Here is a 14,135-nt window from a genome sequence, read left to right as displayed (position 1 = left end):
AAAGTAAGCGGGTTTGGGCGGATTGGCCGGGTAGCGTGGTTTTCTTTTCTACGGCAAGCCCCAATATCTGGCATAACCACTTTCCGTTGCCGGAGGTTGCCGAAGGGCCGTGGGCTGGTTGCTGGCGGCCCTTACCTTTGCGCTCATGTTCCGCCTCGCCTCCCCGGCTTTCCTGCGCCGCGCCCTCGGGCCGCTTTTGTTGTCGGCTGTTTTCAGCGCCTGCCAGCCCGATACATCTTCAACAGCTACCAGCACTGCCAGCACTACCCAGCAGGTGCGCGACGACCTGGGCCGCCAGCTGACGCTGCCCACGCAGCCGCGCCGGGTAATGGCCTTGGCCGCCTCCATGACGGAAATGCTGTACGCCGTGGCCGATACGGCTACCATCGTGGCCCGCACCCAAGTGTGCGACTACCCCACGGCGGCTCTGCGCAAGCCCGTAGTAAACAGCTACCCGCTGGATTTTGAGCGGCTGGTAGCCCTAAAACCAGATGTAGTATTTACCACCGAGGGCATCACCTCCCTGGCCGATGCCCAGCGGCTGCAGGAGCTGGGCATTCCGGTGTACTACCAGCGCTATGAGAAAGTAGAGGATATTTTCCGGGGCCTCACTGACTTAGGCAAGCTGCTGAACCGCCCGCAGCCCGCCCGCCGAGTAGTGGATTCTCTACGTCAGGAACTGCAAGCCATTGCGGCATTGCCGAAACCCGCGCAACCGCCCCGCGTGCTGGCCATTACCTGGTCGGACCCCATTTATGTGTACGGCCAAAACACGCTGTTCACGGATAAAATTCGGTTGGCCGGCGGCCAAAATGCCGTGGTAGAGCAGTTCAAGCAGCCCTACCCGGCGCTGACCCGGGAATACATTCTCAAACTCAACCCCGAAGTACTGCTGGGCGGCTCTTTCGGGAAGATGGATAGCACCTTCTTCCGGCTCTACCCCGAACTCAAGCGCATTCGCGCCTACCAAACCCGCCGCATCTACGACCCCACCGACGACCTGATGTCCCGCCCCAGCCCGCGGGTGGTGGAGTCGGTGCGGGAGCTGCGGGCACTGCTCTCGAAGAAATAGTCTGCCTCTATGTCCCGTTCCGCGCTACCCTGGATACTGGCTTGCCTGCTGCTTCTGCTGGGGCTGCTGGTGCTGGGCATGCGCGTGGGTAGTTATGACACCGATTTTGCGCTGTTGGGACGCACCCTGCTACACTACAACCCCAAGGACACTGCCCAGCTGGTTTTGGTAGAGCTGCGCCTGCCCCGCCTGCTACTGGCCCTGCTAGCCGGGGCAGCCCTGGCCGTGAGTGGGTACCTCATGCAACTGATGGTGAACAATCCCCTGGCCGACCCTTACCTACTGGGCACGGCTTCGGGCGGAGCGCTGGGGGCCAGCATTACGTTTGCGTTTCTACCAACGTTACTAGTTGGAGGCTTCTATCTGCCGCCGCTGGCCGCCTTGGCCGGTTCCTTGGGTATAACGCTGCTGGTGGTAGTAATCGGGAGCCGCCGGGGCCGCATCATTCCGGCGCAGCTGTTGCTGGCGGGGGTGGCGCTAAGCTCCCTAACCACGGCACTAGGCGGGTTGCTCACATTCCTGGCCGCTACCGAGGAGAAGCTGCGCACCATCACCTTCTGGGCCCTAGGTGGGTTTGAGCGGGCCAGCTGGGCGGTGCTTCCGTATCCAGCCGTTGCGCTGGTGCTGGGCTTGGTGGGTTTGTGGCTGCTGCAGAAGGATTTGAACTTACTGCTGCTAGGGGAGGAGCGGGCCTCGGCTTTGGGCCTGCCGGTGGCGCGCACCCGCTGGCTGCTGCTGCTCATTGCCTCCGGCCTTACGGGCTGCGCCGTGGCATTATGCGGGCCCATTGGGTTTGTGGGGCTGGTGATTCCGCATATCACGCGCTGGCTGCTGGGCACGGTGCGGCGCGGTAATTTGGTCTTCTGCGCCTTGCTGGGTGGCACCTTCATGGTCTTCTGCGACCTGCTGGCCCGCGTGCTATACCCCCCAGCCGGTTTGCCCGTTGGGCTGGTTACCGCCCTGTTCGGAGTACCGTTCTTCGTATATTTGCTGCGAAAACAGGGGACGTAGAGACTTAGGGACTCGGGGACTTGGTTATTGCCCAACGGTGTATGCTATGCAGTTGGGCCCAACCACGCGCTGCCAGCTAAGTCCCTAGGTCCCTAAGTCCCTAAGTCCCTTACCAAATGGTTTACATCAGCCGACAGGAACACTTCAACGCGGCCCACAAGCTCTATAACCCCAACTGGAGCGAGGAGCGGAACCGGGAAGTCTTCGGCCCCTGCGCCAATGCCAACTGGCACGGCCACAACTACGACCTCATCGTCACAGTCAAAGGCAAGCCCGACCCTGAAACCGGCTTTGTCATCGACCTCAAGCAGCTCAGCACGGTTATCCGCACCAATATTGTGGATGAGGTAGACCACAAGAACCTGAACATCGACGTGCCCTTTATGCAGGGCCAGCTCGCCAGCACCGAAAACCTGGTAATTGCTTTCTGGCGTATTCTGCAGCCCGAAATCGAACGAATTTCTTCTGCCAAGCTGCACTGCATCAAACTTTACGAAACGCCGCGCAACTTCGTGGAATACTTCGGCGAGGAATAAATCAATTAGAAGTTGAGAGCAAAACAGCACTGTCATTCCGAGCGGAGCGAGGAATCTGAGTTAGCCTCTGGATTAATCTGGCCTCCTTACTCCGCTCAGAATCACAGCAAGGGTTAACGCTCTTAATTTTTAATTCTCAATTTTTAATTGACAACATGAAGTATTACCTGATAGCGGGCGAGCGGTCCGGGGATTTTCACGCGGCCAACCTCATGCGCAGCTTGCACGAGCAAGACCCCGACGCCGAGTTCCGCTGCTGGGGTGGCGACATGATGCAGGAAGCCGGCGGCACCCTCGTGCACCACTACCAGGAAATGGCCATTATGGGCTTCTGGGAAGCCGCTACCAGCATCCTCAAATTCCGGGGCTACCTGCGCGAGTGCCAAAAGGACCTGCTGGCTTACAAGCCCGACGTGGTGATTTTGGTGGATTACGCCGGCTTCAACATGCGGGTGGCCAAGTTTGCCAAAGCCGCCGGCCTGAAGGTGTTCTACTACATTTCGCCCAAAATTTGGGCCTGGAACCAGGGCCGCGTGCACCAGGTGAAAGAATTGGTGGACAAGATGTTCGTGATTCTGCCCTTCGAGGAGGAGTTCTACCAGCGCTTCGACTACAAGGTGGACTACATCGGCAACCCCACCGCCGACGCCGTAGCCGAGTTCCAGCCCACCACCGACTTCTACGAGCGCAACGACCTGGACCCGCTGCGGCCCATCATTGCCGTGTTGCCTGGCTCCCGCAAGCAGGAAATCGAGGAGATGCTCTACGAAATGGTGGCTATCCTGCCCCCGTTCCTCGATTACCAATTCATCGTGGCTGGCGTCGATAACCTCGACCGAAACTACTACGCCAATTTCGAGCGCAACAACGTCCGCATCCTCTTCGACCAGACCTACGACCTGCTGGCCCATGCCACCGCCGCCCTCGTCACCAGCGGCACCGCCACCCTCGAAACGGCCCTGTTCGACGTGCCCCAGGTAGTGTGCTACCGCACCAGCGCCGTGTCGTACGCCATTGGCAAGGCCGTTATCAAAGTGCCCCACATTTCCTTGGTCAACCTTATTGCCGGCCGCGAGGTGGTAAAAGAGCTCATCCAGGGCGACTTCAACGCCCGCAACCTCGTCACCGAGCTCAAGAAGGTCACTGCCGACGAGCAGTTCATTGCCCAACAGAAAGCCGGCTACGCCCAAATCCGCGAGAAGCTAGGCCAACAGCGCGCGGCTAATAAAGCAGCGAAGCTGATGGTAGAGTATTTGAAGGGATAGACTAGAAGTATTCAACTATCACTTTCTTATGCTGTCTCTCTGCCTGCTCAAAAAAGAATAGTAGGCTTGTATAAATCCGACGGATATTTTTGTCCCAAGTTGGATCATTACAATGCCTAAGCCGCTCCACAATATGACCGAGTTCTGTTAGCTGAAAAGGAGAGCTAGTGTACCAGCCCGTATCGGTATGATAAAATACGGCAAGCCCTTGCCAGCACCCGTGTTCATCCGGGGTATCACTACTAATAATGCTGTCAAAATACCCGCTCCACATGCGTATTGACGAAGTATCATCGGACGTTTTAAATACTAATTCAGGTTCAGGCTCAAAATCAGAGTAAAAATCGTGATGCATAGTTGAAAGAACGCCGGAATATAGCATCACTAAAATTTCTTATACGGTAGAGTCTCGCTACCTGTATTGATACCTTCATTCAGCTTAGCTACCATACTGTATATAGCTGGTTGACCAATCCAGTACACAGATTTTTCATGTGTTTTGGCTTGTTCGTAAAACAACTGTGTCTCTAATCCAATCCCAATTCCGTGTAAAGAATAGCACTCAGTAAAGTCAAGTAGAATTGTGTGAGCAGTCTGATAAATCGGGCTTTTCATCAATTCCTCTACTGTCAATACGAAAGCTGGAAAGAAGTACTCATTAGGTATGCGGATGTGCACCACATCATTACTACTCAAATACGGATAGAGTTTGTTGGTCATCGTTGTAGAGCTAATAATAAAGGGGGCAGAATAACATTCTGCCCCCTTTATTATGATAGGTAATAACTGACTCCAACTACGCCGCGCGCAACTGCTTCATAGCCGTTTGCTCGAATTTGCTCCGGGCGTATTCCTCATCGATTACCAGTTCGGTAGCACCTTCCTCGGAAGGCATATCGAACATGGCATCGGTCATAATGCCTTCGCAGATGCTGCGCAGGCCCCGGGCACCGAGGCGGTATTCGTCGGCGCGCTGCACAATGTACTCCAGGGCACCTTCCGAGAAGCTCAGCTGAATGCCTTCCATATCGAAGAGGCGCTGGTACTGCTTCACAATAGAGTTCTTGGGCTCCGTCAGGATTTTGCGCAGGGTAGCGTGGTCCAGCGGGTTGAGGTGGGTGAGCACCGGCAGGCGGCCAATCAGCTCGGGAATGAGGCCAAATTGCTTCAGGTCCTGAGCCGTTACGTAGCGCAGGAAGTTCTGCGTGTCAATCTTCTCCTCCAGCTGCGTCTTGGCGAAGCCAATGGGCTTGGTGTTGAGGCGGTTTTTGATAATCCGGTCGATGCCCACAAACGCCCCGCCGCAGATGAACAGGATGTTTTCGGTGTTCACCGTAATCATCTTCTGCTCGGGGTGCTTGCGGCCACCGTGTGGGGGCACGTTCACGGTGGTGCCTTCCAGTAGCTTCAGCATGGCCTGCTGCACACCCTCGCCGCTCACGTCGCGCGTGATGCTGGGGTTGTCGCTCTTGCGGGCAATCTTGTCAATTTCGTCGATGTACACGATGCCGCGCTCCGCCGCTTCCACGTTGTAGTCGGCCGCCTGTAGCAGGCGCGTCAGAATGCTTTCCACGTCCTCGCCCACGTAGCCGGCCTCCGTCAGTACGGTGGCATCGGCAATGCAGAAGGGTACCTGCAGGATGTTGGCCAGCATGCGCGTGAGGAAGGTTTTGCCCGTGCCGGTTTCGCCCACCATGATGATGTTCGACTTCTCAATCACCACGTCGTCCTTCTGCGGCTTCTGCATCAGGCGCTTGTAGTGGTTGTACACGGCCACCGACATTACCTTCTTGGCTTCGTCCTGGCCCACCACGTACTGGTCGAGGTACTCCTTCATCTCGCGGGGCTTCACGAGGTTGAACTTCGGCGCCTTGGAGTTGGCCCGAATCTTATTCTCCTCGTTCAGGATTTGCTGAGCCTGGCCCACACACCGCTCGCAGATGTGGGCGTTGATGCCCGAAATCATCACCGAAACGTCTTTTTTGCTCTTGCCGCAGAAGGAGCACGTAATATCCGCCATTGCTAAAGTAACTCGCTGAAAAAGGGGAGGGGATAGGTAGCTTGCGCCAGCCTTCCACAAAGGTACGAAAAGGCCAACGCCCTGCATGAGCCAAAAAGTGCCGCCGCAATTGCCTTCTAACTTAACAAAAAAGCCCGCCAAAGCGGGCTTTTTTGTTTGCCATTCCGAACGAAGTGAGGAATCTGAGTTGATGTTCTGAGCTTTGACCCAGATTTCTCACTTCGTTCGGAATGACAAAGAACAATGGCTTAGGCCGACTTTTTCTCCAGAACCTCGTCAATCAGGCCGTACTCTTTGGCCTCATCGGCGCGCATCCAGTAGTCACGCTCCGAGTTGTCGTAGATTTCCTGGTAGGTTTTGCCGGTGTGCTTCGCCAGAATGTCATACAGCTCTTTCTTGAGCTTCAGAATCTCGCGGGCCGTAATTTCGATATCCGTCGACTGGCCTTGCGCGCCACCCGAGGGCTGGTGAATCATTACGCGGGCGTGGGGCAGAGCTGAGCGTTTGTCTTTGGCACCGCCAGCCAGCAGAACCGCACCCATCGAGGCCGCCAAGCCGGTGCAGATGGTAGCCACATCGGGGTTCACGTACTGCATGGTGTCATAGATACCTAGGCCGGCGTATACCGAGCCACCGGGCGAGTTGATGTAGAGCAGGATATCCTTCTTGGCATCTACCGACTCCAGGAACAGCATCTGCGCCGTCAGGATGTTGGCAATGTAGTCGTCCACGGCTGTGCCCAGGAACACAATGCGGTCCATGATCAGGCGCGAAAACACGTCAATTTCGGCGAAGCGCGTGGGGCGTTCCTCAATTACCGAGCGGGTCATGCCGGTAGGCATAATCAGGCCGTTGCGGGTCTGGCCCTCAACGTGCTGGATGTATTGGTCAACGCCCAAACCGCTCAGGCCCTGGCCTTTCACGGCAAATTTGCGGAACTCTTGTTTATTCAGCATGGGAAGAAAAAGGAGTTGGAATGTAGAGGTAAGAAGTAAGAGCCTCAAGCCAGCCTATACGGGCAAACCGCGTAGCCGAGTTCAAACTCTGGAGGGCCGGCAACAAAAAAGCCCTCACGGCAAGTAAGGGCTTTTTTGTTGGTTCGGAAACCGAAAATGTCAGCAATTAGCCGGCATTCTGATTGCGGAAGTCCTCGGCCGTAATCGGGTTGTCATTAACAACAACTTTGCCGCGCAGGTTTTCCAGCACTTTCTCTGCCAGAATGGCTTCGTACTCGTTCACGTAGTTCTTGCCGTTCTCCTGACGCAGGTAGTTGTCAGCAAAGCCACGTACCGATTCTTCCAGCTCCGGTGTCAGCTCCATGTTGAACTGGCCCAGGATTTTCTGGATGGTACGGTCCATGATTTCCTCGTTCGACACCTTCAACTCGTTAGCTTCTACCACTTTGTTGCGGATCATCGACCACTTCAGCTCCTTTTCGTAGTCTTCGTAGTGCTCCTCAATCTGCTCGGGCGTCAGTTTGCCTTGGTTGGCGCGCTCCAGCCACTTCTTGAAGAACTCCTTGGGAACTTCGATGGTGGTGTTTTCCAGCATCTTGTCGATGATCTGGCGGTTCACCAGGTTGTCAGCCTCCCGGTCGTAGTTCTCCTGTACCGTCGAGCGTACTTTCTCTTCGAAAGCTTCTTTCGAGGTGATTTCGTCTTTGCCGAATACTTTGTCGAACAACTCCTGGTTGAACTCAGCGGGGGTAGAGCGCTGAATTTTCTCTACGGCCAGGGTGTACTCGCCTTCGATTTTGTCAGCTTCCTCCTTGCTCAGGCCCGTGAAGTTGCGGATGGCCTGCAGGTCGTCACCGAACGCTTTTTTCAGGTCGAAGCTAACTTTGTCGCCGGCTTTCACGCCTACAAACTTGTCAGCATCGGCTTTCAGCTTGTTGGTGGGCAGCAATACCACGCGGCCTTCGCCTTCCTCACCGGCTTTCTTGAGCTTGCCGTAGATGAAGTCGTTAGCTTCCGACGTCTCGGGCTCGATGGTTTCGCCAAACTGGCGGCCCAGCTGCTCGTAGGTTTCGCTCAGGGTGTTCTCGTCGAGGTCAACTTTGTGACGGTCAACGCTAACAGCCTGGTCGCCGGGCAGGTCGAACTCGGGCAGCAGGCCCAACTCAAACTGGAAGGAGTAGTCCTTCTGGTTGTCGAAGTCGATGTCGGTAGCAACGGGCAGGGGCTCACCCAGGATTTTCAGGTCGTTTTCCTTGATGTAGCTATCCACCGATTTGCCCAGCAGCTGGTTGATTTCCTCTACCAGAATGCCTTTGCCATACATTTTGCGTACCAGCGTAACCGGCACCTTGCCCGGGCGGAACCCTTTGATCTGCGCCTGTTTGCTGTATTCTTTCAGCTTGCTCTCCACGGCGGGAGCATAGTCAGCCTCCGTGAGATTCACTGTCAGGATGGCATGGAGCTGGTCGTCTTTCTTGTTGAGGGTAATGTCCAAAACTAAGGGTCGGTTAAGGGTACTACGTTGGGGTAAACAGTGGGCCAAAACCCGGGTAAAAAGAAACCCCCAACGGGTGGGTTGAGGGTTTAAAGTTGGTTTTTACTACAAAAACCTAAAGTGCGGATGGAGGGACTCGAACCCACACGCCTTGCGGCACCAGATCCTAAGTCTGGCACGTCTACCAATTTCGCCACATCCGCGTCTCAAGGCCAACTGCCTCGGGGGCGCAAAACTACGGAAGCCTACCGGAAAAACAAATCATTGCGCAAACTCTGTCAGTTTATTCCTGCTGCCCCGCCCCCGTACGTGCCCAGTTGAAAGAGCCAAAAACACCTGTGGTCGAAATCCGCGGCAGTTTTCGCAGTAAGCGTGTAACTCTGCACCATCCGGCCGGCGCCGGTGTTTTGCAGGCAGTGGGCGTTACATTCTTGCCCAGTATCTGGCGCAAGCTTCCTGCGTAAGCCGTACCTTAGCCATTCCTTATTCCGGTGCCTCCCAGTGCCGCCCGCGTACCATGTCTATTGTCATCGACCCCGAGGTAGAACGCCAGGAGATTCTGCGCCACTACCGCCGCCTGCTCCGCACCGCCAAGCCTTATTTAAAGGAGGGCGACGCCAAGCTGATCAAAAAGGCATTCAACACTTCTCTGGAAGCGCATAAGGAGATGCGCCGCAAATCCGGGGAGCCGTACATTCTGCACCCGTTGGCCGTGGCCCAGATTGTGGTGGAGGAAATTGGCCTCGGTACTACCAGCATTGTGGCGGCCCTGCTGCACGATGTGGTGGAGGATACGCCCTGGGAAGTGGCCGACGTGGAGCGGGAGTTCGGGCCCAAGGTGGCGCGCATCGTGGACGGGCTCACCAAGATTTCGGGCGTGTTCGACTACGGTACCTCCGAGCAAGCTGAGAATTTCCGCAAGATGCTGCTCACGTTGTCGGACGACGTGCGCGTGATTCTCATCAAATTGGCCGACCGCCTGCACAACATGCGGACGCTGGACTCGATGCCCCGGCACAAGCAGCTCAAAATTGCTTCCGAAACCATTTACCTCTACGCTCCGCTGGCCCACCGACTGGGCCTGTACAGCATCAAAACCGAGCTGGAGGACCTCTACCTGAAGTACACCGACACCGAAATCTACACGGAGCTGGTGAACCGGGTGCGGCAGAGTCGGGCCGCCCGCAACCGCTTTATTAAGGAGTTCGTGCAGCCTATTGATGAGGAGCTTAAGGCCCAGGGCTTCCACTACGAGGTGAAAGGTCGGCCCAAGAGTATCTATTCCATCCTGCGCAAAATGCGCAAGCAGAACATCACCTTTGATGAGGTGTACGACCTGTTTGCCATCCGTATTATTCTGGATGTGCCGCCGGAGCAGGAAAAAGCGGCCTGTTGGCAGGTGTACAGCGTGGTTACTGATTTCTACCAGCCTAACCCCGACCGTCTGCGCGACTGGGTGAGCACGCCCAAAGCCAACGGCTACGAGAGCCTGCATACCACCGTTATGTCGCGCACTGGCCAGTGGGTGGAGGTACAGATCCGCAGCCGCCGTATGGATGACATTGCCGAGAAAGGATACGCGGCTCACTGGAAATACAAGGATGCCGCCACCGCCCAGTCTGAGTCGGCGCTGGAATCCTGGATAAATAAGGTGCGCGAGATGCTCGAATCCAATAACTCCAGCGCCTTGGAGTTCATGGACGAGTTCCGCCAGAACCTCTTCGTAAAGGAGGTGTACGCCTTTACCCCCAAAGGCAAGCTGGTAATTCTGCCCGATAAGGCCACGGCCCTGGACTTCGCCTTCGAGATTCACTCGCATATTGGTCTGCAATGCCTGGGTGCCAAAGTCAACCAGAAGCTGCAGCCCCTGAGCTACCAGCTCCGCAACGGCGACCAGGTAGAAATCCTGACTTCCCAGAAGCAGAAGCCTACGGAGGAGTGGCTGCAGTACGTAACTACTTCTAAGGCCCGTACGCGTATTAAGGATTGGCTCCGCGACGACAAGCGCAGCAAGTCCGAGGACGGCCGCTACTTAGTGGAGAAACGCCTGGAGTTGCTGGGGGTAGAATACAACCAAGACAACTTGAACCGCCTGCTGGCTCACTTTAGCACCAGCAGCCCGCAGGAGTTTTTCTACCGGGTGGCCATTGGCCAGATCGACGGCCGGGAAATTCAGAAGGATCTGTTCGACCCCAACGTGGAAGCACCCCGCCTGCCTTCCATGCTGGAGCCCAAAGCCTTCGACCATGAAGTGCAGAAAGTGCGTGGCGTAAATGCCAACATGCTGGTGATTGGGGAGCGAACCGATAAGTTCGACTACACCATTGCGCCCTGCTGCAACCCCATTCCCGGCGACGACGTGTTCGGCTTCGAAACCGAGCAGGGCATTGTTATTCACCGCACCTCCTGCCCCAAGGCCGTACAAATGATGTCCAACTTCGGCAACCGCATCGTGCGCGCCAAGTGGACGGATCAGTCAGAGCTAGCCTTCCTGGCCGGCATCCGCATCAAGGGCTCCGATAGGGTAGGGCTCGTGAACGATGTAACGCGCATCATCAGCAACAGCCTGAAAGTAAACATGCGCTCTATCACCATCGACTCCGACGACGGTATGTTCGAAGGTCAGATTATGGTGTTCGTGAATGACACTGCCCACCTCGACAAGCTGATCCAGCGCCTTTCTAAGGTGAACGGCGTGCTGCTCGTAGAGCGTTTCGACTCCTGATTGGCTCTAAAAAGTTTTCCTGCAAACACACAGTATATAATAGTATAAGAAGTTCCCGGCTTGCGTATCTCCGCGTGCTGCCTTGCATCTAACTTTGCAGGGTATTGTTGGTTCTCACTTCTTATCAGCGAAACCCTACCAATGGCTGTTTCTGAGAAGCATCTCGATAAAGAGAAATACGAGGAAGTAAAGAAGATTTTTACGGCTTACCTCGAGAACAAAGGCTTGCGCAAAACCTCCGAGCGGTACGCTATTCTGGAGGAAATCTACTCCCGTACCGGCCACTTCGATGTGGAAGAGCTCTACGCCGGCATGAAGGAGCAGGGCCTGCAGGTAAGCCGGGCCACCGTGTACAACACCCTCGACCTATTGGTAGAGCACGGCCTGGTGAGTAAGCACCAATTCGGCCGCAACTTGGCGCAGTACGAGAAAAGCTACGGCTACCGCCAGCACGACCACGTCATTTGCACGGAGTGTCATAAGGTGGTGGAGTTCTGCGACCCACGTATTCACGGCATCCAAACCATGGTCGGGGAGTTACTCAACTTCCATATCTTGCACCACTCTTTAAACCTTTACGGTGTGTGCGGCGACTGCCGCGCCAAGGCCGCCACCCGCTCTCAATCCGAATGAAAACTGATTCCGCCGTCCAGGACGGCATCCTCTTCGTGCGCCTTTCCGGCGACCTAATCGGCAGCCCCGACACCCAACAGTTGCTGCAGAATGTGGACCAGCACCTCGGCGACGATTTGCGAAACTGCGCCGTCGACCTCTCTGGTATCCGCTACATCAATAGCACTGGCATCGGGGTACTGGTGTCCCTGCTGACTAAGTTTCGTAGCCGCGGCGGCGAACTGCTGCTGATCAACCCCGCCGACCATCCCCGCAAAATGTTGGCGCTTACCAAGCTAAACGCCATTTTCTCAATTGCCGACGACGAACAGTCGGCTGTTCAACAACTGAAAAACGCGAACTAATGCCCGTTGACGTACTAATCGGCTTACAGTGGGGTGATGAAGGCAAAGGAAAGATTGTCGATGTACTGGCCCCTACCTATGATGTAGTGGCCCGCTTTCAGGGTGGTCCCAACGCCGGCCACACCCTTACCTTCGATGGTATTAAGCACGTACTGCACCAAGTGCCTTCCGGCATCTTCCACCCCCACATTATTAATGTAGTGGGCAACGGAGTAGTGCTCGACCCGGTAGTATTCCGTCAGGAACTGCAGAAGCTTACCGACCGGGGCGTTAACTGGAGCCGTAACCTCTACATCTCCCGTAAAGCCCAGCTCATTCTGCCTTCGCACCGCGCCCTCGACCGTATTAGCGAAGAAGCCCGCGGCGGAAGCAAAATCGGCTCCACTCTGAAAGGTATTGGGCCTACGTACCAGGATAAAATTGGCCGTACAGGTCTGCGGGTAGGGGATATCCTGTTGCCCGATTTCCAGGAGCGGTACAAACAAACCGTTGCGCGTCACACTACCCTTGCTGAATTCCACGGCCGCGGCCTCGAAATTGAAGAATTCGAGGCCGATTTTTTTGCCGCTGTTGAGTTCCTACGGACCCTGCAACTCACCGATACCGAGTATCTGCTGAACGACTTACTGCGCCAGGGTAAAAATGTATTAGCTGAAGGTGCCCAAGGCGCTATGCTCGATATTGATTTCGGTACCTATCCCTACGTAACGTCTTCCAGCACGATCGTGGCCGGAGCCTGCACCGGGTTGGGTATTGCCCCGCGCTATATAGATAAGGTGTACGGCATCAGCAAAGCATACTGCACGCGCGTAGGCAGCGGCCCGTTCCCTACTGAGCTGCACGATGCAGTAGGAGAGCAGATTCGCCAGGCTGGCCGCGAGTTCGGCTCTACCACCGGGCGCCCCCGCCGTTGCGGCTGGATCGATTTGCCGGCGCTCCGTTACAGCATCATGCTCAATGGGGTTACTGAAATTCACCTAATGAAGGCGGACGTGCTGGACGAATTTGATGAAATCCGGGTCTGCACCCATTATCAACTGCCTAACGGAGAGCAAACCGATCATCTGCCCGACCATGGTGACTTGGAGCAACTCACTCCTATATATAAGAGCCTCCCCGGCTGGCGCATCGAATTACAGTCTATTACTGATCCACAAGCTCTACCCCAACAGCTAAAGGATTATGTAGCCTTCCTCGAGGAGCATCTGGAAGTGCCAGTGAGCATCGTAAGCGTTGGCCCCGATAGAGTAAGCACTTTACACTTGCAATAACTGCTCATGCAGCAATAACAAAACCCCGTCTACAGGGCTGTAGACGGGGTTTTGTTATTAGTAAGATGGTCAACCCAACTTTTTTTAAAGCCTTGCGAACTTTTTATCACCGCTAACAAGTTGTCTCACAGCAAGCAGTGGAAGTTCGCGCCAACCTTGAACGGGTTTTTTCTTGGGCGGGTTTGGAAATCCAAGCGCAACCCGCCACTTTTGCACTCCCAATCCGAAACGCGGAGCGGGCCGCTGCCACCCCTTCGGGCCACCAGCGCGAAATATCTTCTTCGCCTGCTGGCCCTTTTAGTCGCCCACGGCTTTCCATCTGAAAGGCCCGGTGAAAAAAAAGTTAGCCGCCGGGGTTGCACAAGTCAGCAAGAAGTTGCTACCTTTGCACCCCGCTTCAACCGGAGGCGCTGTACCGGAGCTGAAACCGCAAAACTTTTTTCGGTCAGGTTCTTGGAAAAAGGCAGAACAGCGGCTTACCTTTGCAACCCGCTTTCGAACGAGAAAACGGGCACGGGGAGCCGGAAACGAAGAAAAGAGCGAAAAACTTTTTCTTCCCGGGTTCTTGGAAAAAGCAAAAAGGCAGTTACCTTTGCACCCCGCTTCAACCGGACGCGGGCTGAGCTGAAAAACGAATTGCTTGCGAAGGTTGCTTCGAAAAAAAAGTTTTTCAGAAAGGCTTGCAGAAAGAAAAAAGGGTGTTACCTTTGCAACCCGCTTCGATCGGAAGGGGGGCACACAACACGAATACTGCGCCGCTTTCGAGCGGCCCACGGTTACTTCAAATGCGAAGTGACAGACGTTCTT

General features: G+C 55.5%; 14 protein-coding genes and 1 tRNA gene. 8 read left to right on the top strand and 7 right to left on the bottom strand.

Features of this window, described 5'->3' with window-relative positions:
• Positions 1 to 145: 145 nt before the first annotated feature.
• From LF252_RS11345 to lpxB, 4 genes are all read left to right on the top strand, one after another.
• Entirely contained in the window at positions 146 to 1,072 is a 927-nt protein-coding gene (locus tag LF252_RS11345; protein ID WP_226269711.1) for an ABC transporter substrate-binding protein, read from the top strand.
• Between the two features lie 9 nt (positions 1,073 to 1,081).
• Positions 1,082 to 2,083 carry a FecCD family ABC transporter permease gene (locus LF252_RS11340; protein ID WP_226269710.1) on the top strand — a complete coding sequence of 334 codons (1,002 nt, stop codon included), beginning with the start codon at positions 1,082 to 1,084 and terminating at the stop codon, positions 2,081 to 2,083.
• A 116-nt stretch (positions 2,084 to 2,199) separates the two neighbouring features.
• Complete coding sequence (locus LF252_RS11335; protein WP_226269709.1) at positions 2,200 to 2,619, top strand: 6-pyruvoyl trahydropterin synthase family protein; 420 nt, start codon at positions 2,200 to 2,202, stop codon at positions 2,617 to 2,619.
• A gap of 155 nt (positions 2,620 to 2,774) precedes the next feature.
• Positions 2,775 to 3,884 carry a lipid-A-disaccharide synthase gene (lpxB, locus tag LF252_RS11330; protein WP_226269708.1) on the top strand — a complete coding sequence of 370 codons (1,110 nt, stop codon included), beginning with the start codon at positions 2,775 to 2,777 and terminating at the stop codon, positions 3,882 to 3,884.
• A gap of 1 nt (position 3,885) precedes the next feature.
• Here lpxB and LF252_RS11325 read toward each other — a convergent pair whose 3' ends face one another.
• The 6 genes from LF252_RS11325 to LF252_RS11300 all read right to left on the bottom strand — a co-directional run bounded on the left by LF252_RS11325 (position 3,886) and on the right by LF252_RS11300 (position 8,558).
• Positions 3,886 to 4,239: a hypothetical protein gene (locus LF252_RS11325; RefSeq protein ID WP_226269707.1), complete on the bottom strand. Its 354-nt coding sequence runs from the start codon at positions 4,237 to 4,239 to the stop codon at positions 3,886 to 3,888.
• A gap of 29 nt (positions 4,240 to 4,268) precedes the next feature.
• On the bottom strand, positions 4,269 to 4,604 hold the full coding sequence (locus tag LF252_RS11320) for a hypothetical protein (RefSeq protein WP_226269706.1): 336 nt from the start codon (positions 4,602 to 4,604) through the stop codon (positions 4,269 to 4,271).
• Positions 4,605 to 4,680: 76 nt separating this feature from the next.
• On the bottom strand, positions 4,681 to 5,904 hold the full coding sequence (gene clpX / locus LF252_RS11315; RefSeq protein ID WP_226269705.1) for an ATP-dependent Clp protease ATP-binding subunit ClpX: 1,224 nt from the start codon (positions 5,902 to 5,904) through the stop codon (positions 4,681 to 4,683).
• A 248-nt stretch (positions 5,905 to 6,152) separates the two neighbouring features.
• Positions 6,153 to 6,860: a ClpP family protease gene (locus LF252_RS11310; protein ID WP_125421224.1), complete on the bottom strand. Its 708-nt coding sequence runs from the start codon at positions 6,858 to 6,860 to the stop codon at positions 6,153 to 6,155.
• Between the two features lie 166 nt (positions 6,861 to 7,026).
• On the bottom strand, positions 7,027 to 8,355 hold the full coding sequence (gene tig / locus LF252_RS11305) for a trigger factor (protein ID WP_226269704.1): 1,329 nt from the start codon (positions 8,353 to 8,355) through the stop codon (positions 7,027 to 7,029).
• Positions 8,356 to 8,476: 121 nt separating this feature from the next.
• A tRNA-Leu gene (locus LF252_RS11300) sits at positions 8,477 to 8,558 on the bottom strand.
• Positions 8,559 to 8,872: 314 nt separating this feature from the next.
• On the opposite strand from LF252_RS11300, the gene LF252_RS11295 reads away from it, so the two are divergent.
• The 4 genes from LF252_RS11295 to LF252_RS11280 all read left to right on the top strand — a co-directional run bounded on the left by LF252_RS11295 (position 8,873) and on the right by LF252_RS11280 (position 13,328).
• Positions 8,873 to 11,080, top strand: coding sequence for a RelA/SpoT family protein (locus tag LF252_RS11295; protein ID WP_226269703.1), 2,208 nt, complete (start codon positions 8,873 to 8,875; stop codon positions 11,078 to 11,080).
• Positions 11,081 to 11,221: 141 nt separating this feature from the next.
• The gene (locus LF252_RS11290; RefSeq protein WP_226269702.1) at positions 11,222 to 11,713 is read left to right on the top strand and encodes a Fur family transcriptional regulator; all 492 of its coding nucleotides are present in this window, start codon (positions 11,222 to 11,224) and stop codon (positions 11,711 to 11,713) included.
• The gene (locus LF252_RS11285) at positions 11,710 to 12,057 is read left to right on the top strand and encodes an STAS domain-containing protein (RefSeq protein ID WP_226269701.1); all 348 of its coding nucleotides are present in this window, start codon (positions 11,710 to 11,712) and stop codon (positions 12,055 to 12,057) included. The genes LF252_RS11290 and LF252_RS11285 overlap by 4 nt, the downstream gene beginning before the upstream one ends.
• The gene (locus tag LF252_RS11280; protein ID WP_226269700.1) at positions 12,057 to 13,328 is read left to right on the top strand and encodes an adenylosuccinate synthase; all 1,272 of its coding nucleotides are present in this window, start codon (positions 12,057 to 12,059) and stop codon (positions 13,326 to 13,328) included. The genes LF252_RS11285 and LF252_RS11280 overlap by 1 nt, the downstream gene beginning before the upstream one ends.
• A 297-nt stretch (positions 13,329 to 13,625) precedes the next feature.
• Here the strand turns inward: LF252_RS11280 and LF252_RS11275 are convergent.
• Positions 13,626 to 14,135: hypothetical protein (locus LF252_RS11275; protein WP_226269699.1), on the bottom strand; the 510-nt coding region annotated here is incomplete at its 5' end.

This window comes from Hymenobacter pini (genome assembly GCF_020421205.1).
Classification (GTDB): Bacteria; Bacteroidota; Bacteroidia; order Cytophagales; family Hymenobacteraceae; genus Hymenobacter; species Hymenobacter pini.
The sequence above is the reverse complement of the archived record's forward strand: the minus strand, read 5'-3'. Positions and strand labels throughout refer to the sequence as shown.

Coding starts and splice junctions, on each gene's coding strand:
- LF252_RS11345 (WP_226269711.1), top strand. CDS start 146: ATGTTCCGCCTCGCCTCCCCGGCTTTCCTGCGCCGCGCCCTCGGGCCG.
- LF252_RS11340 (WP_226269710.1), top strand. CDS start 1,082: ATGTCCCGTTCCGCGCTACCCTGGATACTGGCTTGCCTGCTGCTTCTG.
- LF252_RS11335 (WP_226269709.1), top strand. CDS start 2,200: ATGGTTTACATCAGCCGACAGGAACACTTCAACGCGGCCCACAAGCTC.
- lpxB (WP_226269708.1), top strand. CDS start 2,775: ATGAAGTATTACCTGATAGCGGGCGAGCGGTCCGGGGATTTTCACGCG.
- LF252_RS11325 (WP_226269707.1), bottom strand. CDS start 4,239: ATGCATCACGATTTTTACTCTGATTTTGAGCCTGAACCTGAATTAGTA.
- LF252_RS11320 (WP_226269706.1), bottom strand. CDS start 4,604: ATGACCAACAAACTCTATCCGTATTTGAGTAGTAATGATGTGGTGCAC.
- clpX (WP_226269705.1), bottom strand. CDS start 5,904: ATGGCGGATATTACGTGCTCCTTCTGCGGCAAGAGCAAAAAAGACGTT.
- LF252_RS11310 (WP_125421224.1), bottom strand. CDS start 6,860: ATGCTGAATAAACAAGAGTTCCGCAAATTTGCCGTGAAAGGCCAGGGC.
- LF252_RS11295 (WP_226269703.1), top strand. CDS start 8,873: ATGTCTATTGTCATCGACCCCGAGGTAGAACGCCAGGAGATTCTGCGC.
- LF252_RS11290 (WP_226269702.1), top strand. CDS start 11,222: ATGGCTGTTTCTGAGAAGCATCTCGATAAAGAGAAATACGAGGAAGTA.
- LF252_RS11285 (WP_226269701.1), top strand. CDS start 11,710: ATGAAAACTGATTCCGCCGTCCAGGACGGCATCCTCTTCGTGCGCCTT.
- LF252_RS11280 (WP_226269700.1), top strand. CDS start 12,057: ATGCCCGTTGACGTACTAATCGGCTTACAGTGGGGTGATGAAGGCAAA.